This is a genomic window from Kitasatospora sp. NPDC093806 (assembly GCF_040683335.1).
In the GTDB taxonomy this organism is placed as follows: domain Bacteria; phylum Actinomycetota; class Actinomycetes; order Streptomycetales; family Streptomycetaceae; genus Kitasatospora.
The window spans coordinates 1-26,553 of record NZ_JBFBDO010000111.1 but is presented as its reverse complement, the minus strand read 5'-3'; the positions used below and the strand labels follow the sequence as shown (position 1 = coordinate 26,553).

Below are 26,553 nucleotides of genomic sequence, written 5' to 3'. Positions count from 1 at the left end.
GGCCGGCTGGGCCCGGACCGGCGACGCCCACCACGTCTGCCGCCCCGAACCCACGGGCGAGGGCGTGGCCCGGGCGATCGAGGCGGCACTGGCCCGGGCCGGCGTCGCCCCCGCCGAGGTCGGCTACGTCAACGCCAACGGCACCGGTTCGCCGCTGGCCGACCGCGCCGAGGCCACCGCGCTGCACCGGGTCTTCGGCGAGCACACCGCGCGACTGCCGGTCAGCTCCGGCAAGGGCGTCCACGGCCACGCCCTGGAGGCCTCCGCCCTGCTCGAACTCGTGGTCACCATCGGCGCGCTGACCGACGGCCTGCTGCCGGTCAACGCCGGCTGGCTGGGCCCGGACCCGGAGATCGGCCTGGACCTCGTGCTGGACGGTCCCCGGGCCGCCCGGCCGGGCTACGCGCTCACCCTCAACTCGGCCTTCGGCGGCGCCAACACCGCACTCCTGGTGGCCGCCCCGTGACCGCGCTGCGCATCCTCGCCGAGGCCGTCTGGCCCGACCCCGACGCATCCGCCGCCGAGCCGCTGCCCCCGCTGCCCGGCTTCGCCGCGTCCTCCTTCAACCCCCTGGTGGCCGAGACCGCCGAACGCTGCCTGCGCGCCCGCCACGGCAGCGCCCCGGCCCCCGGCCGGACCGCGCTGCTGCTGGCCAGCACCGCCGGCGACCGCGTCACCGCCCGGGCCATCGACGAGGCGGCGGCCGACCCCGACCGGCGGATGCCGCCGCTGCTGTTCTTCCAGTCCAACCCCAACGCCGTCCTCGGCCACATCGCCGCCCGCTGGGGCCTGACCGGCCCGGTGGTGGCGATCAGCCCGGCGGCCACCCCGCCCGGGCGGGTCCCGCAGGACGCGCTGGACCTGGCCGAGCTGCTCCTCGCGGACGGCGACGCCGAGCAGGTCCTGGTCATCGCCGCCGAACCGGCCGACGGCCCGGACGGGACCGACCGGGCCGTGGCCCTGCTGGTCGCCGCCCCCTGACCCGCGCACCGCCCACCCACCACCCCCTCTGCGCACCACCGGCGCGAACGGTCCCCCACCCGCCGCGTCCCGCCGCAGCACACCCAGCACGCCCAGCACCTCGGGAGGGATCCACCCCGTGAGCATCCGCAGCATCCGCACCCTGCTGGCCGACGACCCGGCCGTCGGCGCCGGCAACGTCCTCACCAGCCGGCTCGCCCTCGGCCTCGGCCTCGACGAGCCCCTGCTGACCTTCGACACCCCGGTGGACGACCACGCCGCCTGGCAGCCCTTCACGGTCAGCGAACTGGACCGCGCCGTCCGCGCCCGCGCCGCCGCCCTGCACGCGCTCGGCATCGGCCGCCGCGACCCGGTGGTGGTGTACGCGAGCGCCGCCGCCGACCACGTGCTGGCCTTCCTCGCGCTGGCCCGGCTCGGCGCCATCCCCGCGCTGCTCAACCCCAACCTGCCCGGCGAGCGGGCCGCCCGCTACATCGCCAAGCTCGGCCCGGTCGGCATCCTCGCCGACGAGGCGCACCTGGCCGCGCTGGCCGGCCACGACCCGGGCGCCCCCGCGCTCCCGGAGATCGGCACGCTCGGCTCCGGCGACCCGGCGGCCGCCCCCGAGCCGTACCGGCACTGGTCCGGCGACCCGGTGGCGATCACCCACTCCTCCGGCACCACCGGCATGCCCAAGGCCGTGGTCCACTCGCACGCGAGCCTGTACGCGGCGATCCGCCACCGCGCCCGGCTGCCCCGCCCGCAGGGCCAGGAGCGGATGCTCAGCGCGCTGCCCGCCCCGCACGCCGCCACCCTGATCGCGGTCAACCTGGCGCTCGCCTCGCACACCCAACTCGCCGTGTTGTCCAGCCAGTCCGGCGCGGGGGTACTGGACGCGATCGAGCGGTGGCGCCCCAGCGGTGTGGTGGGCTTCGCCGCCACCTGGGCCGACCTCGCCCACCATGACCTGGCGGCACGGGAGTTGGACTCGGTCGCGCTCTGGTGGAACACCGGCGACTGCGCGCACGAGGTGCACATCCGCCGGCTGGTCGCGGTCGGCAGCCGCGAGTCGGTGACCCGCGAGGGCCGGGTCCGGGTGCCCGGCTCGCTGTTCGTCGACGGCCTCGGCTCCACCGAGATGGGCCACTCGCACTTCTTCATCACCCACGGCCCCGGCACCGAGCGCTACGGCCGCTGCGTCGGCCGCCCGCACGCCTTCGTCGACTGCGAGCTGGTCGGCCCGGACGGCGAGCCGCTCGGCCCCGGCGAGGTCGGCGAACTCGCCACCGACTCGCCCACCCTGGCGCTCGGCTACTGGAACGACTCCGCCACCCACTACCGCACCCGGCTGCGCGGCCGGTTCCTCACCGGCGACCTCATGTACCGGGACGAGGAGGGCTACTACTACCACGTCGACCGGGCCGTCGACTCGGTCGAACTCGGCGACGGCAAGCGGCTGTTCACCGCGATGTCGGAGGAACGGGTGCTGGCCGCGCTGCCCGACGTGCTGGACTGCACGGTGGTCGCGGTGCGCGACGGCGAGCGGGTGGTCACCGACGTGCTGCTGATCCTGGCCGCCGACGCCGACCCGGCCGCCGACCGGACCAAGGCCGTCACCGCCGCCCTGGACGAGGCCGCCGCGGCCACCGTCCGCCAGGTCGTGGTGGTGGCCGGGGAGGACATCCCGCTCGGGCCGACCGGCAAGGTCCGCAAGGTGCTGCTGCGCCAGCGCTACCTGGACTCGGTCGCCACCGCGCCGGCCGCTGCTCCGGTCGCCGGGGCCGACGCGTGAGCGCCGCCCGCCGCCCCGGCGCCGTGGTCACCGGGATCGGCCTGGTCACCCCGGTCGGCCGCAAGCCGGACGAGGTCTTCGACGCGCTCACCGCCGGCCGCTCCGGCATCCGCGCCCTGCCCGAGGGGCACGCCGCGCACGGCTGGCTGACCGCCGCCGGCGTCGCCCCGGCGGTCGACGGCCGGGAGGTGCTGCCGCCGACCGAGACCCGCTGCGTCGACCGGTTCGTGCTGCTCGCCCTGGCCGCCGCCGACGACGCGCTCACCGACGCCGGCCTGGTGGTCGGCCGGGACGCCGACCCGCACCGCACCGCCGTCGTGCTGGCCACCGGCGGCGGCGGACTGGAGACCTTCGAGCAGCAGTCCCACCGCCGCCTCGACCGCGGCCGCCCCGGCGTCAGCCCGTACCTGCTGCCCGGGATGCTGTCCAACATGGCCACCGCCCGGGTCGCCATCAAGCACGGGATCCGGGGCTTCAGTTCGGCCATCGTGACCGCCTGCGCGGCCGGCGCCCAGGCCGTCGCCGAGGGGCTGCGGCTGATCCGGGCCGGCGACGCCGACGTGGTGGTGTGCGGCGGCAGCGAGTCCTCGCTGCACCCGACCATCGCCGCCGCCTTCACCAACGCCCGCGCCCTGTCCTCCGGTTGGGAGGACCCGACGGAGGCCAGCCGGCCCTTCGACCGCCGCCGCAACGGCTTCGTACTGGGCGAGGGCAGCGCCGTCCTGGTGCTGGAGAGCGTCGAGCACGCCACCGCGCGCGGCGCGGCCGGCTACGCCGACCTGACCGGCTGGGGCGCCTCCACCGACGCCCACCACCCGACCATGCCGCGCCCGGACGGTGCCGGGGCCGCCGACGCGATGCGCACCGCGCTGGCCAGTGCCGGCCTGGCACCGTCCGACATCGGCTACGTCAACGCCCACGGCACCGGCACCAAGCTCGGCGACGTCGCCGAGACCGCCGCGCTGCGCGAGGTCTTCGGCGAGCACGGCCCGGCGGTCAGCTCCACCAAGGGCGCCACCGGCCATCTGCTGGGCGCCGCTGGCGCGTTGGAGGCGGCGGTGACCGCGCTCGCGGTCGCCCGGGGGACGCTGCCGCCGACCGTCAACCTGGTCGATCCGGACCCGGCCTGCGACCTCGACCACGTCCGGGGCGCGGCCCGCACCGCCCCGCTCGGCGCGGCCCTGAGCAACGCCTTCGCCTTCGGCGGGCACAACCTCAGCCTGGTCTTCGAGCCCGCCTCCACCCGGTCCGCCAGGTAACGCGCGGCAGCGCCGCCGCACCGGCCCCTCGCACCGGGCCACCCGTCAACTCGCCACCCCCCGGGGGGAGATCCCGATGTCCGTCCAGTCCATCGCCCAGGTCGAATACCACTGCGCCGACGCCGAGGCCACCGCCGAAGCGCTCCGCGCCGACTACGGCTTCACCACCGTCCCGCCCGAACCCGACCAGCTCGCCACCACCGAGTCGGCCGGCGCCCGCACCCTGCTGCTCGTCCAGGGCGGCATCCGCTTCCTGCTGCGCTCCGCCGCCGACCCGGCCCACCCGGTGGCCCGGTACGTGGCCCGGCACGGCGACGGGGTCGCCGCCCTCGCCCTCGCCTGCACCGACCCGCGGGCCGCCCTGGAGCGGGCCGAACGCCACGGCGCCCGCGTCCTGGACCGGGCCGGCGGCCTGGTGGCCGGCTTCGGCGACACCGCCCTGCGGTTCGTCCCGCAACGCGCCGCCGCCGGCGCCGACGGGGAGGGGCTCCTGGACGCCCTCGACCACGCCGCGATCTGCGTCCCGGCCGGCGAACTCGCGCCCGCGGTCAAGTTCTGCGAGGCCGCGCTCGGCCTGCACCGGATCTTCGGCGAGTACATCGAGGTCGGCGAGCAGGCGATGGACTCCAGCGTGGTGCAGAGCGCCTCCGGCGAGGTCACCTTCACCCTCATCGAGCCCGACACCAGCCGCCGCCCCGGCCAGATCGACACCTTCCTCGCCGACCACGAGGGCGCCGGCGTCCAGCACCTGGCCTTCCGCACCCACGACATCGCCACCGCCGTGCGGACCGTCCGCGACCGCGGCGTCGCCTTCCTCAGCACCCCCGCCACCTACTACGACGCGCTCGCCGAGCGGCTCGGCCGCACCGCCATCCCGGTCGAGACCCTGCGCGAGCTCGACGTCCTGGTCGACCAGGACCACGGCGGGCAGCTGTTCCAGATCTTCGCCCGCTCCACCCACCCGCGCCGGACCTTCTTCCTGGAGCTGATCGAGCGCCAGGGCGCCGGCACCTTCGGCACCGCCAACATCAAGGCCCTCTACGAGGCCGTCGAACGCCAGCGCGCCGCCGCCTCCGTCTGAGTCCCCCGCACCGCCCGAAGAAGAGGCCCCACCCCATGACCACCGCACCCGAGTTCCACCTCACCGAGGCCGAACGCGCCCTGCTGCCCACCCCCGAGGAGGTGGCCGGCTACCTGGAGCACGGCTGGTACCTGTCCCGGAAGCTGTTCAGCGACGAGGAGCTGGACACCCTGCAGGCCGCCACCGACAAGTACTACGAGGGCCACCGCGACCGCACCCTCGCCGTCCGCCCGCCGAACCTCGCCGCCTGGGAGCCCGCGCACGGCCCGGTCCAGCGGCACAACGACTACGTGCACTACGAGAGCGACGCGATCGGCGCGATCCTGCGCAAGCCGCTGCTCGGCGCCGTCGCCGCGCTGCTCGCCGAGGCCGAGGAGATCCGGGTCTTCCAGGCCACCCTGATCTACAAGCCCCCGGTGCCGGAGGAGCCCAGCAACCACGTGCCGTGGCACTTCGACAAGCACTACTGGAAGACCTCCAGCTCGGACCGGATGCTCACCGCCTTCCTGCCGTTCCACGACTGCCACGAGGAGAACGGCACCATCACCATGGTCGACGGCAGCCACCGCTGGCAGGAGCTGCCCTCCGGCGAGGACTCCACCCGGCACTTCGCCGACCGCGACCGCTCCGAACTGGACGCCATCCTGGACGCCAACGCCGCGTACAACGGGCAGACGGTGCGCAAGGTCCCGATGCTCATCCCGCGCGGGCACGTCAGCTTCCACCACTGCCGCACCTACCACGGCAGCGGCCCCAACCTGGCGTCCTTCCCGCGCCGGGCCGTCTCGCTGCACCTCCAGGACGCGGCCAACGAGTACCGCGCCGCCACCCGCCCGGACGGCCGCACCGTCGTCTACAACCACGACGTGGTGGTCCGCCGCACCGCCGACGACCGGCCCGACTACGCCGACCCGGACATCTGCCCGACCGTCTGGCGGGGAGCCCGGTGAGTGCCGTCGCCCCGCTGGACACCCCGGAGCGCCGGTACCGGATGCTGCGGCTGATCCGCTCCTTCGAGGAACGGGCGCTCGACCTGGTGAAGTCCGGGCTGATCACCGGCGGCATCCACCCCTACATCGGGCAGGAGGCCGTCGCGGTCGGCGTCTGCGCCGCGCTGGAGCCCGGCGACCGGCTCACCTCCACCCACCGCGGACACGGCCACGTGCTCGCCCGCGGCCTCGACCCGGCCCGGCTGCTGGCCGAACTCGCCGGGCGCGTCGACGGGTCGAACCGCGGCCGGGGCGGCTCGATGCACGCCGCCGACCTGGGCCTGGGCATCCTGGGCGCCAACGGCATCGTCGGCGCCGGCGCCCCGATCGCGGTCGGCGCGGCCTGGGCCGCCCGGCAGGCCGGCTCGGACGCGGTCGCGGTGTCCTTCTTCGGCGACGGCGCGCTCAACCAGGGCGTGCTGCTGGAGTCGCTCAACCTGGCCGCGATGTGGCGGGCCCCGGTGGTCTTCGTCTGCGAGAACAACGGCTACGCCACCACCCTGCCCGCCGGCACCGCGGTGGCCGGCAGCGCGCTCGGCCGGGCCGCCGCGTTCGGCATCCCGGCCACCGAGGTCGACGGCATGGACACCGAGGCCGTCCGGGCCGCCACCGAGGAGGCCGTGGCCCGGGCCCGGTCCGGCGGCGGGCCCGGCTTCCTGGAGTGCCGCACCTACCGCTTCGAGGGCCACCACACCATGGAACGGCGGATGAAACTGCGCTACCGCACCCCCGAGGAGGTGGCCGGCTGGCGCGCACGCGATCCGCTCCCCCGGGCCGCCGCCGCGATCGGCGCCGAGCGCGCCGCCGCGCTGGACGCCGAGGTGGCCGCCGAACTGACGGCGGCCGAGGCCTTCGCGCTCGCCTCCGCGCACCCCGACCCGGCCGGCGCCGCCGACCACCTGTACGCCTCCGGCCTGCGCCCCCGGGCGGGGGCGGTGGCATGAGGCTCTCCTACACCAAGGCGCTCAACCGGGCGCTGGCCGACGAACTGGCCGAGGACCCGGCGGTCTGCGTGTTCGGCGAGGACATCGGCGCCGGACTGGCCGGGCCGACGCTCGGGCTGCTGGACCGGTTCGGGCCGGAGCGGATCGTCGACACCCCGCTCTCCGAGCAGGCGTTCACCGCGATGGCGGTCGGCGCGGCGCTGGCCGGGCGGCGGCCGGTACTGGAGTTCCAGATCCCCTCGCTGCTGTTCCTGGTCTTCGAGCAACTCGTCAACCAGGCACACAAGTTCTCGCTGATGAGCGGCGGCCAGGCGGCCGTCCCACTGACCTGCCTGGTGCCCGGCTCCGGCTCCCGGGACGGCTGGGCGGGCCAGCACTCCGATCACCCGTACAGCCTGTTCGCGCACGCCGGGATGAAGACCGTGGTGCCGGCCACCCCGACCGACGCCTACGGGCTGCTCCGCTCGGCGATCCGGGACCCGGACCCGGTGGTGGTCTTCGCCCCGGCCGCCGCGCTGGCCGTCCGGGAGACCGTCACCTGGGAGCTCGCCCCGGTCCCGCTCGGCAGCGCCCGGGTGCACCGGGCCGGCACGGACGTCACCCTGGTCGCCGTCGGGCACCTGGTGCACGACGCGCTGGCGGTGGCGGAGGAGCTCGCGGACGAGATCTCGGTCGAGGTGTTCGACCCGCGCACGCTGTACCCGTTCGACTGGGCCGCGCTCGGCGCGTCGCTGGAGCGCACCGGCCGGCTGGTGGTGATCGACGACTCCAACCGCAGCTGCGGGATCGGCGCGGAGGTGCTGGCCACCGCCGCCGAGGAGTTCCGGCTCACCGCACCGCCGCGCCGGATCACCCGCCCGGACGGCGCGGTACTGCCGTTCGCGCCCGCCCTCGACCGGGCCCTGCAGCCCGACCGGGAGCAGCTGCGGCACGCGCTGCGCGCCGTGATGAAGTAACGTCCTTGCGTGGGGCGGCCGTTCGCGGCCGCCCCAGACGCATTCTCAGAGCACCTTGGGCACCGCCGCGAGCAGCTCCGGCAGCTCGTCGGCCGGGTCGCGGTAGCGGTGCAGCGCGGCCCGGCCCTCGACCCCGCGCAGCCGCGCGACCAGCCGCGCCGGCAGCACCACGGTGGTGAGCATGCCGGTCCCGGCGAAGCCCTCGACGCTCCAGGAGACCCACGGCAGCGGGTAGTTAGCGGCCGGGCTGAAGAACACCGGCCGCTGCCCCTGGAAGCTCGCCCGGTAGAGGCCGAAGCGGCTCCAGTTGGAGAAGCTGAACCGGCGCCGCGCCGGGTCGAAGCCGAGCGGCACGCACGCGCCCAGCCGGGCGCGGCCGAGCTCGGCCAGGTAGCGCAGGTTGGAGCGCAGGTTGAGGTGGTCCTCGGTGTAGCCCTGCACGGCGGTGCGCAGCGCCCCGGCGAGCGCCGCCGGGCCGTCGGCGGGCGTGTACGGCAGGTGGATGTCGCCGAGCAGATTGCCGATCAGGGCGGGCGAGAGGCCGAGCGGCCGGCGCGCGTTGACCGGGACGGTCAGCCAGCGGGTCTCCGCGTCCCCGTCCAACTCCCGTACGGTGTGCAGGACATGAGCGCAGACCGCGTCGCCGGCCGAGACCCGGACGCCGGCCGCCGCGCCGAACTCCGCGCTCATCCGGGCGATCTCGGCCTCGCCGAAGTACAGCTGGACGGTCCGGTTGGCGCGCGGTCCGGCCGCCACCTCGCGGTCCAGCAGCGCCCGTTCGACCGGGTCGGGCAGCCGGAAGCCGGGCCGACCGGTGTCCTCGGCGGGAAGCACCCGATCGAGCAACGCGTCCTGGTCCTCGACCAGTTCGGCCTCCGGCAGCTCCTCCCCCTCGACCGCCGCCGACCAGGCGCGCAGCAGCAGGGCGAAGCTGTTCAGGTCGCCGATCGCGTGGTGCCAGGAGCAGCCGAGCACGGTGCCGCCGTCGCCGGTGCGGGTGACCCGGACGGTGAACAGCGGCCCGTCACCGGTGCGCGCGGCCGGGGCGCCGACCGGGTCGACGTGCAGGGCCCCGGGCGCGGTGACCCGGCCCATCGACTCGGCGAGGGTGCCGTGGACGCGGTAACTCACCATCGGGACGCCGGAGTCGTCGCAGACCGCCTCCAACACCCCGTCCACGGTGCGCAGTCGGCCGGCGAACACCGGGATCCGTTCCAGCGCCTTGGCCAGGCCGGCGGCGAGCCGGTCCTCGTCCAGGGCGCGTTCGAAGAAGAGCACGACGGAGACCGAGAGGTCGGCGAACATGGTGTCGGCCAGGCCGCAGCGGAGCACCGTACCGGGGGCGGTGCCGGCTCTGACCGTGCGGGACTCGCGCAACTGCGGCCAGACGCTCATGGTTCCCCTCCCGGGGCTCGGCGGGGACGAGGAAGGAGTCGTGCGGACTGCCCCGGACGACCGTGCGGATCACCCCGAACGATAGGGCAGCGCCACCTCGGCGATCCAGTGGTCCAGTCCAATTGATGGTAGCGGTCCCAGCCGGGACGACAGCCGAAAGGGCCGGGCGGCCCCCGCCCGACTAGAATCCCAACCATGGGAGAGCGCCCGGGCGCGCCCGCCGCGCCGCCCCTGGTCCTCGTCACCGACACGGATTCGCAGCTGATCGACCCGCGCCGGACGTACCACGTCGGCCGCGACCCGACCAGCGAGATCGTCCTCGACGACCCCCGGGTCTCCTGGCACCACGCCGTGCTGAGCGCCGCCGGGGACCGGTGGCTGCTGGAGGACGCCGGCAGCACCAACGGCACCTTCGCCGACGGCCGCCGGATCCGGGCCGAGGAGGTCGGCCCCGGCACCCGGCTGCGCTTCGGCGACCCGGCCGACGGCCCGTCCGCCACCTTCGCCGGCCTGCCCGCGCACGGCCCCGCCGAGCGCCCCTCGCTGATCGCCCCGCGCGCCTCCGGCACCTTCCGGCAGCCGAGCGCGGTGATCCGGCTGCCCGGCCGCACGGTCCGGATCGGCCGCGCCCCCGACAACGACCTCGTCCTGGAGGACCTGGTCGTCTCCCGCCACCACGCCGAACTGCGCACCCTCCCGGACGGCGGCCACGAGATCGTCGACCTGGGCAGCCACAACGGCACCTACCTCAACGGCCGCCCGGTCCGGCAGGCACCGATCGGCCCGGCCGACATCGTCGGCATCGGCCACGCCGCGCTCTGCCTGTCCGGCGACGAACTCGTCGAGTACACCGACACCGGCGAGATCTCGCTCAACGTGCAGGGGCTCGTCGTCCGGGTCGGCCCCGACCGCCGGGTGCTGCTCGACGACGTCTCCTTCCCGCTCGCCGAGAAGGCCCTGCTGGCCGTCGCCGGTCCCAGCGGCGCCGGCAAGTCCACCCTGCTCAACGCCCTCACCGGCCTGCGGCCCGCCGACGAGGGCACCGTCCTGTACGACGGCCGCGACCTCTACCGCGACTACGCCGAGCTGCGCCGCCGGATCGGGCTGGTCCCGCAGGACGACATCCTGCACACCCAGCTGACCGTCCGCCGGGCCCTCTCCTACGCCGCCGAATTACGCTTCCCCGGCGACACCGCCAAGGAGGAGCGGGAGGCCCGGGTCTCCGAGGTGATCCACGAGCTCGGCCTGGACAGCCGGGCCGACCTGGTCATCTCCAGCCTCTCCGGCGGCCAGCGCAAGCGCGTCAGCGTCGCCCTGGAACTGCTCACCAAGCCCTCGCTGCTCTTCCTCGACGAGCCCACCTCCGGACTGGACCCGGGCATGGAGCGCTCCGTCATGCAGATGCTGCGCGGCCTCGCCGACGACGGGCGCACCGTCATCGTGGTCACCCACAGCGTGCTCAGCCTGGACGTCTGCGACCGGCTGCTGGTGCTCGCCCCCGGCGGCCGCACCGCCTACTACGGCCCGCCCGCCGAGGCGCTGCCGTTCTTCGGCTTCACCGAGTGGCCGCAGGCCTTCGAGGCCTTCGAGAACGAGGACCACCAGGCCTGGCAGCGCCGGTTCCGGGAGTCCCCGCAGTACGGCCGGTACGTCGCCGCCGAGGCGCTGCCGGCCGCCCGGCCCGCGCCCCGGGCGGCGACCGACAACCCGATCGGCCCGGAGCAGCCGCAGGGCTGGTTCTCCCAGCTGGGCACCCTGGTCCGCCGCTACACCTCGGTGATCGCCGCCGACCGGCTGTTCCTGACCGTGATGGTCGCGCTGCCGTTCCTGATCGGCGCGATGTGCCGGGTGATGGCCGGCAGCCGGATCTCCTCCGACAACGCCCTCAACATCCTGCTCACGCTCTGCATCGGCGGCCTGCTCACCGGCTCCGCCAACGCGGTCCGCGAGATCGTCAAGGAACGGCCGATCTACCAGCGGGAACGGGTGGTCGGGCTGTCCCGCTCGGCCTACCTGGTCTCCAAGGTGGTGGTGCTCGGCACCATCACGGTGACGCAGTCCGCCCTGCTCACCGTGGTCGGGCTGGCCGGTGTCGACCTCAGTCCCACCCTGCCCAACGGCGTGCCGGTGCCGACCGGGGTGCTGCTGCCACCGCTGCCCGAGCTGATCATCGCGGTCGCGCTGCTCTCCTTCTCGGCGATGATGCTCGGCCTGGTGGTGTCGGCCCTGGTGACCAAGGAGGAGGCCACCATGCCGATGCTGGTGCTGCTCTCCGTGGTGCAGATCGTCTTCAGCGGCGCGATGCTGAAGCTGCACGGGGTGCCCGGCCTGGAGCAGTTCGCCTGGCTGATCCCCTCGCGCTGGGGCCTGTCCGCGATGGCCCGCACCGTCGACCTGCACACCCTCTTCCCGACCACGATCACCGCCGACCCGATGTTCCGGCCGGACCGCTCCGGCTGGCTGCTGTCGATGGTCATGCTGGTGGCCCTGTCGGCGGTGCTGGGCCTGGTGGTGCTCGCCCTGCTGCGCCGGCAGGAACCGGCGATCATGCGGAAGTGAGCCCGTCGCCGGGGGCGGCGGTCGTGGCGGTAGCGGTAGTGGCAGCGGAGCAGCGGACGGGAGGCGGACCGGGTGTCGATGAGCGAGTTCGGGTTCCGCCCCACCCATGTCGCCCCACCGGACGGCCTGCCCAGCTGGGCCGCCCCCGACCCCGCCCAGCCCTCGGCCCGGCTGGACCCGCTGCTGCCGCTGCGCCTGATCGGGCGCGCCGGCGACTGGGCGCAGGTGCTGTGTTCCAACGGCTGGACCACCTGGGTGGACGGACGGCTGCTCGTCTCGCTGCCCGGCGTGCCGCCGACCGCCACCGGGCCGCCCGCCCGCACCGCCGACCCGCGCCCGGTGCTCGCCGAGGTGGAGGGCGCGCTGGCCCGCTACCGCTCGCTGCTGGAGGACCTCGCGGCCGGCGGCGCCGACCTGGAGATGTTCCGGGACCGGTCGCGCGGCCTGCGGATCGGCCTGGTCATCGACGGCGAGGCGCTCTGGGTCTACGACCCGGCGCACGACCGCTGGTGCTACTGCGACGGGCTCCAGCTCCAGACCTACGCCGCCGCCGACCGGCCGGCCACGCCCGCCGGGCCGGCGCCGGGCGCCAACGAGCCGACCCGGCTGGTCGAGCCGTGATCCCCCCGCACGACCGCACCGGCGACCGCCCGCCGCACCGGCCCACCGAGCCCACCCGGCCCGCCGCCGGGCCGCCGGCGGGGCCGAACGCGGGGCCGGACGCGGCGGGGCACGGGGCGGCGGGGCACGGGGCGGCGGGGCCGTCGCCTGCCGAGCCCCCACCTGCCGAACCTCCGCCCGCCGAACCTCCGCCCGCCGAGCCCTCACCCGAGCCCGCCGGGTCCGGGGATGCCGAGCCGACCGGGCCCGCGCCGCCCCCGCCACCCCCACCCGAGCCACCACCCGAGCCACCCCCGCCCGAGCCGGAGTACGACGAGGTCGGCCCGCCCAGCCTGCCGGCCGGCCTGGTCGGGCGCCGGGTGGCCGGCTACCGGCTGGAGGCGGAGATCGGACGCGGCGGCATGGCCGTCGTCTACCGGGCCAAGGACCTCCGGCTCGGCCGCACCGTCGCCGTCAAACTGCTCGCCCCCGAACTCGCCCGCAACGAGGTGTTCCGGCAGCGCTTCATCCACGAGTCCCAGGTCGCCGCCGCGATCGACCACCCGCACATCATCCCGGTGTTCGAGGCGGGCGAGGCCGACGGCATCCTGTTCCTCGCGATGCGCTACGTCGAGGGCGGCGACCTGCGCGCCCTGATCGGCCGGGACGGCCCGTTCCCCGCCGACCGGGCGGCCCGGCTGGCCCTGCAGATCGCCTCCGCCCTGGACGCCGCGCACGACCACGAGCTGGTCCACCGGGACGTCAAGCCCGGCAATGTGCTGGTCGCCGCCGGAACCGACAGCGAACACCCCGAACACCTCTACCTCGCCGACTTCGGCCTCACCAAGAAGTCGCTCTCGCTCAGCGGCCTGACCGGCGTCGGCCAGATCGTCGGCACCCTCGACTACGCCGCGCCCGAGCAGATCTCCGGCCGCCCGCTCGACGGCCGCTGCGACCAGTACGGACTCGGCTGCGTCGTCTTCGAGATGCTCGCCGGGACGCCGCCGTTCCGCCGGGAGAGTGACCTCGCCCTGCTCTGGGCGCACCTCAACGACCCGCCGCCGACCCTGCGCGAGCACCGCCCGGACCTGCCGCCCGCCGTGGACGCGGTGGTCTCCCGGGCGCTGGCCAAGGCCCCCGAGAGCCGGTACGCCAGCTGCCTGCAGTTCGTCGCCGAGCTGCGCGCCGCGACCGCCCTGCTGCCGGGCGCCGCCCCGCCGGGCGGCCGGTGGGCCTCCGCCGGACCGCCGACCGAGGTGGTCCCGGCGCACGGCGCCCCCGGCTACGGCGGCGCGGCGTACGGCGGACCGGCCCCCGGTGTCCCCAAGCCGCCCGCCTGGGCCGCCCCCGTGGTCCACCCGCCGGGCCGGCGGGACTCGCTCTGAACGCCGCCGTCCCCGTGTCAGTGGCACCCGCTACATTCCCGGGATGGTCGCACCGGACTCCCTCCCCGCCACCCGTGACGCCTACGACGCCGTCGCGCCGCTCTACGCGCAGCTCTTCACCGACACCCTGCGGGACCGGCCGCTGGAGCGTGCGCTGCTCGCCGCGTTCGCCGAGTCGGTGCGCGCCGGTGGTGGCGGCGAGGTCGCGGATCTGGGCTGCGGCCCGGGGCACATCACCGCCCATCTACGGCGGTCGGGGCTGCGTGCCTTCGGTGTCGACGCGTCGCCCGCGATGATCGGGCTGGCCCGGGAGGCCAACCCGGAACTGCGCTTCGAGGTGGGCTCGATGGCGGCGCTCGACATCGCGGACGGCACGCTCGGCGGGGTGCTCTCGCGGTACTCGATCATCCACCTCCCGCCGCCGGACCTCCCGGCCGTGGTGGCGGAGTTCGCCCGGGTCCTGGCCCCTGGCGGCCACCTGCTGATCAGCTGCTTCGCCACCGACGACCCCGCGATCCCGTCGCAGTCCTTCGACCACTCGGTGATCACGGCCCATCGCTGGTCGCCCGACCTCCTCGCGGGACTGCTGCGCGATGTCGGCGTGACCGAGACCGCCAGGGTGCTGTGCGAGCCGAAGCCCACCGACAAGCGGCAGTTCCAGGAACTGCAGCTGCTGGCGGCCAAGAACCGGTCCTGATCCGCCGCCCGGCGGGGAAGCACCGGATCGTCCTGCGCTAGAGGTGTTCGCCGTCCCGGCCCGGCGCCTCGCCGCGCCGCCCGAGGTGCGACGCGGCGAGGCCGCCCAGCCCGCCCGCCACCAGTCCCCAGCCCGCGGCCAGCGGCACCGCCGTCCACAGCTCGGGGCTGAGCGTCAGCCGCCCCCCGGCCAGGGCGGCGGCCGGGGCGGCGGGGCCGAGCGCCGGGCCGAGCACGGACTCCAGCACGTCGCCGAGGCCGCCCTCGCCGAGGCCCACCCCGAGCACCGAGAGGCCGTAGTCGGCGGAGACCCGGGTCCACACCCCGATCAGCAGTACGGTGACGGCGGCCGCCGCGCCCAGCCGGACGGCGTGCTGCCAGAGCCGGACCCCGCGCGGCGAGCGGTAGGCGGCGAGCACCCCGGCGGCGAGCATCATCACGGCGGCCAGCGGGAGCAACCACCAGGCCCGGCCGTCTTGTTCGGCGAGCGTGCCGAGGCTCACCGTGCCGTCGCCGCCCTCGCCGACCCGCAGCACGGCGGCCAGCGGCTTGGGCACCGGCAGGCCGATCGCCCCGCTGAGCTGACCCTGCCACTCGGCGCCCAGCCCGACCCCGAAGGCCAGCCAGACCAGGTTGGGCAGGGCGAGCAGCGCCAGGGCGGCGGTCTGCCGGGCGTTCCCGTGCGCGATGACGGTGCCGACCGCCGCCGCCACGCCGATCACCACGTACCCGAGCAGGACCAGCAGCATCGTGAACGCGGCCGGGCGGACGGCCTGTTGGAACGGCACCAGGGAGCGCGGCAGCGGCGCGCGGCGTGAGACCGCGAAGGTCGCGGCCAGGACGACGGCCAGCCAGAGCAGTCCCAGGCCGAGGGTGGACAACGGGTCGGCGTGGAAGCCGACTTCGGGGTTCAGACCGAGTGCGCCGCCGAGCTCCTCGATCAGTCCGCCGCCGAGCGGCACGGTGAAGGTGTGCCGGGCGGCGACGCAGAGCAGGCCGAGCGCGGCCAGCCAGATCACCGCCGTGCGGGCGGCCCGGCCGAGCAGTTCGCCGCCGCCGGCCACCGCCCGGAAGCGCAGTTGGCGCAGGAACACCTCGGCCATGGTCAGCGCGCCGACCAGGCCGACGGTGAGCGGCATCGCGGTGATCCCGGCGTCGACCGAGGCGAAGAAGCCCGCGCCGCCATCGAGTTCGACCGATCCACCGACCGCCAGCGTGAGCGTGGCGGCGAGCACGTACGGGAAGCCGCCGCCGGGCAGCGCGTCGGCGCCGGCCGCCCAGAGGCCGAGCGCGGCCACCGCCGCCATCGCGACGAGGCCGGCCAGGACCACCGCCACGGCGTCCAGCCAGCCGCGCAGGGCGCCGGGCGGTCCGGACGGTCCGGTCCGGGCTTTCGGGCGCGGACGGGCCTGCTGGTCCATGCGGCCTCCCTGTCGGGGTCGGTGTCCCCCGCGCGCCCGGTCGGCGGCCCCACCCGCGCGTCTGGCACCAGGGTGGCCCAGGACGCGCCGGTCCGCCCGGGCACGGGGGCGGGGGCGGGCCACCGGGTGGCCGCCCGGTACCGGGCCCGGCACCGGGTCGCGGCACCGGTGCCGGTCTCGGCGGCGGTCCCGGCACCGGCCGGGTCACCCGTCCGGCTGCTGTTGCGACGGATGGGGAGCGGGGGGAGAAATGGATGCCAGTGGCAGGAGCCTCCTGCGCCGGCCGGGTGTCCCGGCCGTCTGCGAAACGGAGCCCGCGATGAGTTCCCAACCGCCTCCGTCCGGCCCGCCCTCGGGCCCGCCGCCGTCCGGCCCGCCGTCCGGGCCGCTCTCCGGACCGCCGTCGGGCGGCCACGCCGGTCCGCCGGCACCACCGTCCGGCCCGCCCACCGGCGGTTCCGGTGGGCCGTCCGGGGGGCGTCCGACACCGTGGTGGCGTTCGGGCAAGAAGGCCGCGCTGGTCGCCGGGACGGCCGTGCTGGCCGTGGTGGCGACGGTGCTGATCGTCAACAACAACAGCGGCGGCCGGCACGACGACACCGTGCCGACCGCGAACGAGGTCGCGCTGCAGGGTCCGCAGGACCCGGGCCCGGCCCCGTTCACCCAATCGGTGGAAACGGAGGCGGTCCAGGCCCCGGCGCCGACCTCGGCCCCCGCGCAGCCCACCGCGACGGTCACCGTCAAGGGCACCGCGACCGCGACGGCGACGGCCGGCCTGCACAGCGTCGAGGGGACGTCCTCGGGCGTCTACGGCGGCACGATGAACAAGTCGAGCTGCGACGTGGAACGGCTGATCTCGATCACCTCGACCGGGGACACCGGCCGCGCCTGGGCGTCCGCACAGGGCATCGACCAGTCGGCCGTCCCCGGCTACCTGCGGTCGCTGACCTCGGCCTACCTGCGGGTGGACACCCGGGTCACCAACCACAGCTACAAGGGCGGCGCGGCCGTCTCCTACCAGTCCGTGCTGCAGGCCGGAACCGCCGTCCTGGTGGACGCGCAGGGCGTGCCGCGGGTGCGGTGCAGCTGCGGCAACCCGTTGAAGCCTCCGACGCTGGTGGCCGACGCCAAGTACACCGGCAAGGCGTGGACGGGCTTCCAGCCGACCACGCTGGTGGTCGTGGTGGCGGCCCCCAAGCCGGTGACCGAGATCGTGCTGGTCAACGTGGTGACCGGTGGTTGGTTCGCCCGGGTGACGGGGAAGATCGAGGTCGTCGACCGGCCGGCCGAGCCCAAGGGGCCGCTGGCGCCGGGCGTGCCGCCGCCGAGCTCGTGGAAGCCGGCCACGCCGAAGGCGACCACCTCGACCTCGCCGCCGACGTCGTCCTCCTCCTCCTCGCCCTCGGGCTCGTCCTCCAGCGGCAAGCCGACCTCCGGCTCGCCCTCGGGCTCGACGTCCGGCGCGACCTCGTCCGGGGCCACTTCCTCGGGCGCGACCTCCTCGGGCGCCACCTCGTCCGGGGCCACCTCGTCCGGCGCCACCTCATCAGGCGCGACCTCCTCGGGCGCCACCTCATCGGGCGCGACGAGCTCCGGGGCCACCTCCTCCGGTGCGTCGACCGCCTCCTCTCCCGGGGCGACCACCTCCTCCCCGCCGCCGTCCGCGAAGCCGACGGTCACCGTGAGCAACCCGACCACCGTCACGACGGTCCCGAAGACGAGCGCCGCGGCGGGCACCACGACGGCGAGCACCACGACGAACAGCGCCACCGGCACGACCTCGTCGAGCTCCGCCGTCCGCCAGCCCGCCACCCCCACGGCGACCTGCGCCACCGCGTCGCCGTTCACCCTGCCGCCCTGCCCGACCACCGCCTCACCGACCACCGGCTGAACCACTGAACCGCTGACCCGCTGACCCGCCGACCCACCTGCCGCCACCGCGCATCGACACCACGCGCGGTGGCGGCAGGCGTCCAGGTGGGGCACCGTCAGCGGACGCTGATCACCGTCTTCCCGAAGCCCCGGCCGTCCGCGTAGTGCCGGTAGGCGTCCACGGCCTCGTCGAACGGGAAGACCCGGTCGATCACCGGCCGGAGCTGGTGGGCCTCGATGTGCCGGTTCATCGCGGTGAACTGGGCGCGGCTGCCGACGGCGATGGGGCGGACGGTGGCACCGGAGGCGAACAGCGCGCGGGCGTCGAGCTGCGGAGCCGCGTCGCCGCCGACGAAGCCGACGCACGCGATGGTGCCAGCCAGCGCGACGGCGCGCACCGAGTCGTCCAGGAGTCCGGCGACGTCGACGATCCGCTCGGCGCCGCGACCGCCGGTGCGGGCACGGACCTCGGCGGCCCAGTCCGGGGTGGCGCGGTAGTCGATGACCTCGTCGGCGCCGAGCTCGCGCAGCCGGGCGACCTTGCCCGGCCCCCCGGTGGTGGCGATCACCCGGGCACCGAGCGTCCTGGCGAACTGGAGGGCGAAGAGCGAGACTCCGCCCGAGCCCTGGACGACCACGGCGTCCCCGGGGCGGACGCCGGCCGCGTCGCCGGTGAGCGCGTTCCACGCGGTGACCGCGACGCAGGGCAGCGTGGCGGCCTCGGCGTAGCCGAGGTGTTCCGGCACGCGGACCAGGGAGTCCGCCTCGACGAGGGCGAGTTCGGTCAGCATGCCGTCCAGCGAGCCGCCGCGCTGCGGGAGGTGCTCGACCGCGAACGGGCCGTCCTGCCAGGACGGGAAGAGGGAGGCGGCGACCCGGTCGCCGACCCGCACGCCGTCCACGCCCGGGCCGAGCGCGCGCACCTCGCCGGCACCGTCCGAGACCGGCACGACGTCCGGCTCGACCGGCAGCACGTAACTGCCGTCGAGGACCATGAGTTCACGGAAGCTCAGCGAGGCGGCGTGCACCGCCACCAGGGCCTGGCCGGGGCCGGGCACCGGGGTCTCGTGCTCGCGGACGGTGAGGCCGGCCAGGCCGGCCCCGCTGTGCGACAGGTGGTAGCTGCGCATCAGACGGCCTCGGCGGCCAGCGGGACCTCGCCCGCGGTCTTGCTGAAGCCGAGCGCCTCGACGATCCGGCCGTCCGCGACGCGCATGACGTTGACCCCGCGCACCCACTGGTCGGGGCCGTCGCCGAACCGGTACGTCCACACGATGGTGGCCCGGTCGCCCGCCACGATCACCTCCTGCGGGGTGAACCGCGTGGTCCGGTCCTCGGCCAGCGCGGCCCACCACCGCGTACACGCCGCGCGCCCGACGACGCGCTCCCCGCTCGGCGCGGGCTGGACGCTCTCCATCACGCAGTCCTCGGCGATCAGGTCGTCCAGGAGTCCGGCCGCGTGCTCGGTGAACGCGCGGTTGAAGCGCTCGATGACCTCGGCGGTGCTGTGAACGGACATGTTTCCTCCCCTGGCGAGATAGACCGTTCGGTCTACACACATAGATAGACCAGTTGATCTACCGCGTCAAGTGCTGGCAGAATCACGCCATGACCACCGCCGCCACCACCGCGACCGCCTCCGCCAAGCCCGGCCCCCGCGAACGGCTGCTGCTCGCCGCCCAGGAGCTGACGTACCGCCAGGGCGTCGGCGTCGGCGTGGACGCCATCCTCAAGGCGTCCGGCGTCGCCCGCCGCTCGCTCTACGAGCACTTCGGCGGCAAGGACGGCCTGCTCGCCGAGGTGCTGCGGCGCAGCACCGCCGAGGACGAGGCGCAGTACCGCGCGACCATGGCCGCCGCCGGCGCGGACCCCAGGGCCCGGCTCCTCGCGGTCGTCGACCGGCTCGGCGTCATCGCCGCCGACCCGGACTTCCGCGGCTGCCGCTACCTCGCGGCCGACCTCGGTCTCGCCGATCCGGCCCACCCCGGCCACGAGGTCACCCGGGCCTACCGGAGCACCGTCCACGGGCTGTTCGAGGCCGAGTTCCGCGCCCTCGGTCACGCCCGCCCCGGCTTCGCCGCCGACCAGCTGCTCATCCTCGTCGACGGGCTGCTCGCCGCCGGGCTGACCCGCCCGGACGCCCGGGCCGCCGCCGCCTCCCGCGAACTCGCCGAGCACATCATCGACTCCGGCCTCCCGGCCACGACCACCCGCACGACCGCCGGCGGCGACGTCGGCTTCCACAACAACTGACTCCCGGAATCGCGAACGGCCCCGGCCGGCGACCAACTGCCCTGGTCGCCGGCCGGGGCCGGTCGGGGGTGCCGAAGCTGCCGTCAGACCGTCACGCCGTCGGCTCGGCGGCGGCGGATCCGGGCGCGGCGATCGCCCGCTCGGCGGCGCGGCTGACCCCCTCCCAGCCCGCCCAGGTGTCCATCCGCTTGCGCGCCAGGTCGAAGGCGAGGTCGTAGACCATGTCGCCCAGCAGCAGCCGCAGCGGCGGCTCCTCGCTGTCGACCAGCTTGAGCAGCGCGGCGGCGGCGAGCGTCGGGTCACTGTCCACCGAGCCCTCGGCGAACTGCTTCTCCAGCTCCGCCCGCAGCGGGGCGTACTCGTCCAGCGGGCTGGTCATCCGCATCGCGGTGTACAGGTCGGTCCAGTAGCCGCCGGGCTGGATCATGCTCACCTTCACCCCGAAGCCGGCCGCCTCCGCGGCGAGCGCCTCGGTCAGGCCCTCCAGCGCGAACTTGCTCGCGCTGTAGAGGCCGGTGCTGGGGAAGCCGCCGAGCGCGGCGATGCTGGAGACCTGGACGAGGTGGCCGGAGCCCTGTCGGCGCAGGACCGGCAGGACCGCCTGGCTGACCCACAGGACGCCGAAGAAGTTGACGTCCAGCTGGGCCCGGGCCTCGGCCTCGGTGAACTCCTCGACCATGCCCATCGCGAGCATGCCGGCGTTGTTGACGACGATGTCGAGCCGGCCGAAGTGGCTGGTGGCCGCGTCGACGGCGGCGAACACGGCGTCCCGGTCGGTGACGTCGAGGGTCAGCGGCAGGACCCGCCCGGGGTGGGCGGCCGCCAGCTCCTCCAGCGGTCCGGCGCTGCGGGCGGCGACCGCCACCCGGTCGCCGGCCGCCAGGGCCGCGTCGGCGAAGGCGCGGCCGAGGCCCCGGCTGGCGCCGGTGATGAACCAGACCCGGCCGGCGGCCGTGGTCGTGGTCGTGGACATATGCATGCTCCTGTCCTCGGAATCCAGATCCAAGAGACGACACGTTTCGTCTCGTCAAAAGCGCCGGTGCGTCCCCCGAGGTCCGCACCGGGTACGGGCGGCCGGAAGGCCGGGCCGCCCTAGCCGGACGCCCCGCGGGTCCTCCAGACCGTCAGGGCGGTCACCAGGCCGACCGCCGCGCCGACCCACAGGGTGGCGGTGAGTCCGGCCGCGTTGACGACCAGGCCGCCGAAGAAGGCGCCGAGGGCGATCGCCAGGTTGAACACCGAGGTGTTCAGCGCGGTGGCGGCCTCCGCCGCCTCCCGGGGCGCCGACTGGAGGATCCAGGTCTGCACGCTCACCGGCACCCCGCCGAAGGCCAGGCCCCAGCCGACCAGCAGCGTGACCCCGCCCGCGACGCTCGTCCCGATCAGCGGGAACAGCGCCAGGATCCCGGCGAGCAGCAGGCCGATGGCCATCACCACCCGGCGGACGTCACGTCCGACCACCGCGCCGGCGAGGAAGTTGCCGAGGATGCCTGCGGCGCCGAAGACGAGCAGCAGCGGACCGACCATGCCCTGGCTGATCCCGGAGACGTCCTGCAGCACCGGGCTGACGAAGGTGAAGGCCGCGAAGTGACCCCCCACCAGCAGGAAGGTGGTCAGCACCCCGGCCCGGACGGCGCGGTTGCGGAACTGCTCGGCGAGCGTGCGCAGCCGGACCGGGTCGCCGGCCGGCAGCGAGGGCAGCAGGACCAGCAGGGCCAGGACGACGAGCAGGCCGAGGCCGCCGACGGTCGCGAACGCGGTCCGCCAGCTGCTGAACTCCCCGATCAGGGTCCCGGCCGGCACCCCGAGGACGTTGGCGGCCGTGGCGCCGCCGAAGGTGATGGCGGTGGCCCGGCCGACGAACTCGGCGGGCACCATGCGGACCGCGATGCCGGCGGCGAGCGCCCAGAACCCGCCGATGCTGATGCCGACGAGGAATCGTGAGGCGAGCAGCACGCCGAAGTTCGGGGCGAGGACGGAGAGCAGGTTGGCCGCGGCCATCAGCCCCAGCAGGGCGATCAGCACCGCGCGCCGGTCGGCCCGGCGGATCAGCACGGGCAGCAGCGGGGCGGCGGCGGACGCGACCAGGCCGGGCACGGTCACCATCAGGCCCGCGGTCCCCTCGGAGACGTCGAACGCGCCGCCGATCGGGGTGAGCAGGCCCATCGGCAGTTGCTCGGCGGTCACCATGGCGAAGGTGCCGACGGCCACTGCGGCCAGCGCGAGCCAGCGGCGCAGCGGTACGGCGGCCGAGGGGGTGGACGGGGCGGACCCGGGCGTCGGCGCCGGGCCCGTGTCGATGCCCGGAGCAGGCTCGACGGTGGTCATGAGGGACTCCTCGTGGAAGGTGGAACGGGAAAGGGGAGGGGGAACGGGAGGGGCAGCGGCCAGTACCGGACGGCCGCCCCGGGGACCGGGGCGGGTGTCGGCGCCGCGGCCCGGGCGGCGGCCCGCGCCGCGCCCCACCGGTCGAGCGCCGCGTACGCGGGCCACCACTGGCGCGTGTACACCTCGTGCGCGGGCTCCGGCAGGAGCTGGGCCAGCACGGAGCCGGCGGTCCGTTCGTCGGCGCCGTCCAGGAGCCAGGGCAGGAGCCGGGCCGCGTGGGGTTCGATCCGCTGGGCGTGGGCACGCCCGAAGTGCTCCCACTGATCCTGTGTCAGTACGGCCTGGACCAGCGGGAAGACGGCCTGTTCCTCGTGGTCGAGGTGGCCTTCGAGGCCGATGATCAGGGAGTCGGCGAGCTCGCCGAACAGCTCGGGCCCGACCCCGGGGTCGATCAGTGCCGTGTCGATCGCGCCGAGCACCGAGGCGAGCGCGGCGTGTTCGGCCTCGATCGCCTCCAGCCTGGTCAGGTCGAACGGCCGGCCCTTCAGCGCCCGGCGCAGCGCGGGCCAGAGGGCGTCGTCCTCGGCGGCCTGGTGGGCGTGGAGCGCCCGGCGGAACAGCTCCCAGCCGGCGGCGGTGCGCAGGACCCGCCGGGGATCGGGGTCGGCGCGGGCGGCGGCCTGGGCAAGGTGGCGCAGCTCCCTTCGTAGCGCGTTGTGCATCGTGTACGTCACGGTCAGGTCGAGCCTGTCGCTCACGACTGTCCGACTCCTGGTGCCGATGGGTTCGGTGAGCCCGCGTCAGGCGGTGGGGAACCCCACGGCAGAGCCCTCCCCGGGCACTCCTCAGCCTCTCCCGGGCGGCACTTCCCGATCAACGCAGACTTCCACCGGTGATCGATAACTCACCGGTTATCGCCGCGCGGGCGGGCCGGGCGCGGCCCCGACCAGGGCGGCAGCGGGGACGGCGGCCGGACGGGCGGACTAGGGCAGCAGCACCGCAGTGTCGTCCGGGCCGAGGACGCGGCCGTCGGTGGCGCGGACCTCGACCGGGGCGATCGGCGCGCCGTCGGCGCGGACCACCAGGCGGGCCCGGGGCTCGCCGTCCGCGAAGGAGTACCGCTCGCCCCACTGGCGCAGCGCGGTGACGACGGGGAAGAGCGCCCGGCCCTTCTCGGTGAGCACGTACTCCTGGTACGGGCTGCCGTCGGCGGCCGGGGCGAGTTCGAAGACCCCGTGGGCGACCAGGTTGGCGAGGCGGGTGGAGAGGATGTTCTTCGCCAGGCCGAGGCTCTTCTGGAACTGGCCGAACCGGCGCAGTCCGTCGAAGGCGTCGCGGACGATCAGCAGGGTCCAGCCGTCGCCGAGGAGGTCGAGCGGCCGGGCGACCGGGCAGGCGGAGTCCTCGTGCGAGGTGCGCTTGGGCATCCGTCCCCTCCTCCCACCGGCGGTCCCGCGCCTCGGCGGCCGCGGGTTTCACCTTGCAACCCTACCGCGCCGGACCTCCACCGAACCGTGGTTGCTTAATGAAACCTCGACGTGCGAGGGTGGCGCGGTAGCACTTTGCAACCACTGCTCCCGGACCACCTCGCCCGAAGGAACCCGCTGCCGTGCTCCGTCCCGATTCCCGCCGGCTCTCCCCCGCCGTCGCCTGGCTGTTCTCCGTCGCGAGCGGCCTGGCCGTCGCCAACGTCTACTACGCCCAGCCCCTGCTCGACCTGATCGCCGACGACCTGCGGATCAGCCACGCCACGGTCGGCCTGGTCGGCACCCTCACCCAGGTCGGCTACGCGGCCGGCCTGCTGCTACTCGTCCCGCTCGGCGACCACGTCGACCGCCGGATCCTGATCACCGCCCAGCTCGGCCTCTCGGTCGCGGCGCTCGCCGCCGTCGCCCTCGCCCCTTCGGCGCCGCTGATGCTGCTCGCCATGGCGGCGGTCGGCCTGCTGGCCGTGGTCGCCCAGGTGCTGGTCGCCTACGCCGCCTCGCTCGCCGGACCGGCCGACCGGGGCCGCGTCGTCGGCACCGTCACCAGCGGCATCGTGGTCGGCATCCTGCTCGCCCGGACCATCGCCGGCACCATCGGCGACCTGGCCGGCTGGCGCGCCGTCTACGTCGTCTCCGCCGTCGCCACCGGAGCGATGGCCGCCGTCCTCGCCGCGGTCGTCCCCGCCGAACGCCGCCGGCGCCCGGCACCGATCGGCTACCTCCGCCTGGTCGGCTCGGTGTTCACGCTGTTCGCCCGGGAGCCCGTGCTCCGGGTCCGGGCCGGGCTCGCCCTGCTGATCTTCACCGCCGTCACCGTGCTGCTCACCCCGATGGTGCTGCCGCTGGCCGCCCCGCCGTTCGCCCTCAGCCACACCGAGATCGGACTGTTCGGCCTGGCCGGCGCCGCCGGCGCGCTCGGCGCCGGGTACGCCGGCCGGCAGGCCGACCGCGGCCGGGCCCGGCGCACCGTGGCGATCGGGCTCACCGCCATGCTGGCCGCCTGGCCGGCCGCCGCGCTGCTGCCGCACTCGGTGTGGTGGCTGGTGCTCGCCATGGTGGTGATCGACTACGGCCTGCAGTCCGTGCACGTGGTCAACCACCACCTGCTCTACCAGGTCCGCCCCGAGGCGCAGAGCCGGCTGACCGCCGGTTACATGCTGCTCTACTCGGCCGGCAGCGCCCTCGGGGCGATCGGCTCCACCCTGGTGTACGAGCGCGGCGGCTGGACGGCCGTCTGCCTGCTGGGCGGCGCGGTCAGCCTGCTCGCGCTGGTCTTCTGGCGGCTCACCGACCGGCCGCCGCACCGAGCCCTGAACCGCCGCGCCGCCCCCCGCCGCGCCGCCCCCCGCCGCGCCGCCGGCCGCCGCGCCGTCAGCCGGTGAGCGCCAGCTCCGCCACCACCGCCCGGTGGTCCGTCCCCCGCAGGGTGTGTTCGGACACCGACACCGCGCGCAGCGCCTCCCCGTGCAGCACGTGGTCGATCTGGATCGCCGGCCACAGGTAGGGGAAGTCCGCGTTCTCCTCCGGCCAGGTCGGCGAGCCGCCGCGCCCCAGCTCGGCGTGGGTGTCGGTGAGACCGGTGTCCAGCAGCTCGCGCAGCGGCGCGTGGTCGAGGCTCGCGTTGAAGTCGCCGAGGAACACCGCCTGCCGGGTCGCACCGGCCGCCGCCGCCCGCAACTGCTCGAAGTCCGCCGACCAGCGGCCGGCGTCGCCCAGCGGGTAGTAGGTGTGCACCGCCGTCAGCCGCACCGTCCGGCCGCCGACCACCACGTCCGCGGCCACCTGGGCGCGCGCCGCCGCCGAGGCCGAACCGTCCAACGGGGCCAGCGGGAACCGGGAGTAGAGCGCCGTGTCGTCACCCGGCCGCAGCTCCCGGTACGGCAGCAGCTCCGCGATCCCCGACCGTTCGAGACCGGCGACGGTGGCCGCCCGCAGCTCCTCCACCGCGAGCACGTCCACCCGCTGCTCGCGCACCAGCCGGACGAGCTCACCGGGGTCGATCTGCCCCATGTACGCGTTGCTGGTGGCGACCCGCAGCCGGGGCGCGTCGGCCGCCACCGGTCCGCCGTCGTCCGGCACCAGCCGCGGCACCAGCCAGACCAGTTGCACGGCGACCAGCAGGGCGGCGACCGCCGCCGGCCACCACGAGCGCAACGCCAGCAGCACCCCGAGCGCGACCACCCCGGCCAGCGCCACGTACGGCATCCCGACCACCAGCAGCGCCAACGACGTCCCGTCGTCCCACCCGCCCAGCCGCACCGCGACCAGCCCGGCCGACCCCACCAGCACGGCCCCGCAGGCCCACCACAGCACCCGCCGCGTCCAACCCCACCAGCCCACCGACGCCCCCATCCGTCATTCCCCCATCCAGACTCCCCCCGAAGACGCCCCGTCCCACCACCGCGGTTCCCTTCACAATCAGGGGAGCCACTCCGTCAAAGCCATGGCACCCACCGAAGCGGCCCACGGCGAGCCCCACTCAGAAGTCATCTCATTTGGATGCGTGAGTAGACTCCGGGCGTGCTGATCGTGGAGCGTCTGGTGCCGGACGAGTTGTGGGAACTGTTCCAGTTGGT

At 75.3% G+C, this 26,553-nt stretch carries 23 protein-coding genes and 1 pseudogene; 15 read left to right on the top strand and 9 right to left on the bottom strand.

The features are described 5' to 3' along the window. The 8 genes and pseudogenes from AB0N76_RS33200 to AB0N76_RS33165 form a co-directional block, all read left to right on the top strand. A pseudogene (locus tag AB0N76_RS33200) lies at window positions 1-466 on the top strand (beta-ketoacyl-[acyl-carrier-protein] synthase family protein); the annotation flags it as partial. Then, window positions 463-981: a hypothetical protein gene (locus tag AB0N76_RS33195; protein ID WP_363563590.1), complete on the top strand. Its 519-nt coding sequence runs from the start codon at window positions 463-465 to the stop codon at window positions 979-981. The pseudogene AB0N76_RS33200 and the gene AB0N76_RS33195, both read left to right, overlap by 4 nt. 118 nt (window positions 982-1,099) lie before the next feature. Continuing rightward, window positions 1,100-2,752 (top strand): class I adenylate-forming enzyme family protein, encoded by a 1,653-nt coding sequence (locus AB0N76_RS33190; RefSeq protein ID WP_363563588.1) that lies wholly within the window; start codon window positions 1,100-1,102, stop codon window positions 2,750-2,752. Then, window positions 2,749-4,011 carry a beta-ketoacyl-[acyl-carrier-protein] synthase family protein gene (locus AB0N76_RS33185; RefSeq protein ID WP_363563586.1) on the top strand — a complete coding sequence of 421 codons (1,263 nt, stop codon included), beginning with the start codon at window positions 2,749-2,751 and terminating at the stop codon, window positions 4,009-4,011. Before AB0N76_RS33190 ends, AB0N76_RS33185 begins: the two co-directional genes overlap by 4 nt. A 76-nt stretch (window positions 4,012-4,087) precedes the next feature. Continuing rightward, a complete protein-coding gene (hppD, locus tag AB0N76_RS33180; protein ID WP_363563584.1) occupies window positions 4,088-5,092 on the top strand; it encodes a 4-hydroxyphenylpyruvate dioxygenase in 1,005 nt (334 codons plus the stop codon). Between the two features lie 35 nt (window positions 5,093-5,127). Further along, window positions 5,128-6,042 carry a phytanoyl-CoA dioxygenase family protein gene (locus AB0N76_RS33175; RefSeq protein WP_363563582.1) on the top strand — a complete coding sequence of 305 codons (915 nt, stop codon included), beginning with the start codon at window positions 5,128-5,130 and terminating at the stop codon, window positions 6,040-6,042. Then, window positions 6,039-7,025: a thiamine pyrophosphate-dependent dehydrogenase E1 component subunit alpha gene (locus AB0N76_RS33170; RefSeq protein WP_363563580.1), complete on the top strand. Its 987-nt coding sequence runs from the start codon at window positions 6,039-6,041 to the stop codon at window positions 7,023-7,025. The genes AB0N76_RS33175 and AB0N76_RS33170 overlap by 4 nt, the downstream gene beginning before the upstream one ends. Beyond that, complete coding sequence (locus AB0N76_RS33165) at window positions 7,022-7,981, top strand: transketolase C-terminal domain-containing protein (protein ID WP_363563578.1); 960 nt, start codon at window positions 7,022-7,024, stop codon at window positions 7,979-7,981. Before AB0N76_RS33170 ends, AB0N76_RS33165 begins: the two co-directional genes overlap by 4 nt. 45 nt (window positions 7,982-8,026) lie before the next feature. Here AB0N76_RS33165 and AB0N76_RS33160 read toward each other — a convergent pair whose 3' ends face one another. Next, window positions 8,027-9,376: an acyltransferase gene (locus tag AB0N76_RS33160; RefSeq protein WP_363563576.1), complete on the bottom strand. Its 1,350-nt coding sequence runs from the start codon at window positions 9,374-9,376 to the stop codon at window positions 8,027-8,029. Between the two features lie 195 nt (window positions 9,377-9,571). On the opposite strand from AB0N76_RS33160, the gene AB0N76_RS33155 reads away from it, so the two are divergent. The 4 genes from AB0N76_RS33155 (at window position 9,572) to AB0N76_RS33140 (ending at window position 14,617) form a co-directional block, all read left to right on the top strand. Continuing rightward, window positions 9,572-11,935 carry an FHA domain-containing protein gene (locus AB0N76_RS33155; protein ID WP_363563574.1) on the top strand — a complete coding sequence of 788 codons (2,364 nt, stop codon included), beginning with the start codon at window positions 9,572-9,574 and terminating at the stop codon, window positions 11,933-11,935. 78 nt (window positions 11,936-12,013) lie between these two features. Next, window positions 12,014-12,556 (top strand): hypothetical protein, encoded by a 543-nt coding sequence (locus AB0N76_RS33150; protein ID WP_363563572.1) that lies wholly within the window; start codon window positions 12,014-12,016, stop codon window positions 12,554-12,556. A 332-nt stretch (window positions 12,557-12,888) separates the two neighbouring features. Beyond that, window positions 12,889-13,920, top strand: a complete 1,032-nt coding sequence (locus AB0N76_RS33145) for a serine/threonine-protein kinase (protein ID WP_363563592.1) — start codon at window positions 12,889-12,891, stop codon at window positions 13,918-13,920. Window positions 13,921-13,963: 43 nt separating this feature from the next. Then, entirely contained in the window at window positions 13,964-14,617 is a 654-nt protein-coding gene (locus AB0N76_RS33140) for a class I SAM-dependent methyltransferase (protein WP_363563571.1), read from the top strand. Between the two features lie 37 nt (window positions 14,618-14,654). On the opposite strand, the gene AB0N76_RS33135 is transcribed toward AB0N76_RS33140, so the two are convergent. Continuing rightward, window positions 14,655-16,037 (bottom strand): streptophobe family protein, encoded by a 1,383-nt coding sequence (locus AB0N76_RS33135; RefSeq protein WP_363563569.1) that lies wholly within the window; start codon window positions 16,035-16,037, stop codon window positions 14,655-14,657. Between the two features lie 319 nt (window positions 16,038-16,356). On the opposite strand from AB0N76_RS33135, the gene AB0N76_RS33130 reads away from it, so the two are divergent. Beyond that, window positions 16,357-17,928: a DUF6777 domain-containing protein gene (locus AB0N76_RS33130; RefSeq protein WP_363563567.1), complete on the top strand. Its 1,572-nt coding sequence runs from the start codon at window positions 16,357-16,359 to the stop codon at window positions 17,926-17,928. A gap of 97 nt (window positions 17,929-18,025) precedes the next feature. On the opposite strand, the gene AB0N76_RS33125 is transcribed toward AB0N76_RS33130, so the two are convergent. Both AB0N76_RS33125 and AB0N76_RS33120 read right to left on the bottom strand, forming a co-directional pair. After that, the gene (locus AB0N76_RS33125; RefSeq protein WP_363563565.1) at window positions 18,026-19,039 is read right to left on the bottom strand and encodes an NAD(P)-dependent alcohol dehydrogenase; all 1,014 of its coding nucleotides are present in this window, start codon (window positions 19,037-19,039) and stop codon (window positions 18,026-18,028) included. After that, window positions 19,039-19,428 (bottom strand): nuclear transport factor 2 family protein, encoded by a 390-nt coding sequence (locus AB0N76_RS33120; protein ID WP_363563563.1) that lies wholly within the window; start codon window positions 19,426-19,428, stop codon window positions 19,039-19,041. The genes AB0N76_RS33125 and AB0N76_RS33120 overlap by 1 nt, the downstream gene beginning before the upstream one ends. 89 nt (window positions 19,429-19,517) lie before the next feature. Here AB0N76_RS33120 and AB0N76_RS33115 point away from each other — a divergent pair, with 89 nt between their 5' ends. After that, window positions 19,518-20,162 carry a TetR/AcrR family transcriptional regulator gene (locus AB0N76_RS33115; RefSeq protein WP_363563561.1) on the top strand — a complete coding sequence of 215 codons (645 nt, stop codon included), beginning with the start codon at window positions 19,518-19,520 and terminating at the stop codon, window positions 20,160-20,162. 91 nt (window positions 20,163-20,253) lie between these two features. On the opposite strand, the gene AB0N76_RS33110 is transcribed toward AB0N76_RS33115, so the two are convergent. From AB0N76_RS33110 to AB0N76_RS33095, 4 genes are all read right to left on the bottom strand, one after another. Next, a complete protein-coding gene (locus tag AB0N76_RS33110) occupies window positions 20,254-21,135 on the bottom strand; it encodes an SDR family NAD(P)-dependent oxidoreductase (RefSeq protein ID WP_363563559.1) in 882 nt (293 codons plus the stop codon). A gap of 119 nt (window positions 21,136-21,254) precedes the next feature. After that, complete coding sequence (locus tag AB0N76_RS33105) at window positions 21,255-22,490, bottom strand: MFS transporter (protein WP_363563557.1); 1,236 nt, start codon at window positions 22,488-22,490, stop codon at window positions 21,255-21,257. Next, window positions 22,487-23,248 (bottom strand): hemerythrin domain-containing protein, encoded by a 762-nt coding sequence (locus tag AB0N76_RS33100; protein ID WP_363563555.1) that lies wholly within the window; start codon window positions 23,246-23,248, stop codon window positions 22,487-22,489. The genes AB0N76_RS33105 and AB0N76_RS33100 overlap by 4 nt, the downstream gene beginning before the upstream one ends. A gap of 225 nt (window positions 23,249-23,473) precedes the next feature. Further along, the gene (locus AB0N76_RS33095; RefSeq protein ID WP_363563553.1) at window positions 23,474-23,917 is read right to left on the bottom strand and encodes a helix-turn-helix domain-containing protein; all 444 of its coding nucleotides are present in this window, start codon (window positions 23,915-23,917) and stop codon (window positions 23,474-23,476) included. Between the two features lie 182 nt (window positions 23,918-24,099). On the opposite strand from AB0N76_RS33095, the gene AB0N76_RS33090 reads away from it, so the two are divergent. Beyond that, window positions 24,100-25,359, top strand: coding sequence for an MFS transporter (locus AB0N76_RS33090; protein WP_363563551.1), 1,260 nt, complete (start codon window positions 24,100-24,102; stop codon window positions 25,357-25,359). Here AB0N76_RS33090 and AB0N76_RS33085 read toward each other — a convergent pair. Then, complete coding sequence (locus AB0N76_RS33085; protein ID WP_363563549.1) at window positions 25,349-26,329, bottom strand: endonuclease/exonuclease/phosphatase family protein; 981 nt, start codon at window positions 26,327-26,329, stop codon at window positions 25,349-25,351. The genes AB0N76_RS33090 and AB0N76_RS33085 overlap by 11 nt on opposite strands. Between the last annotated feature and the right edge of the window lie 224 nt (window positions 26,330-26,553).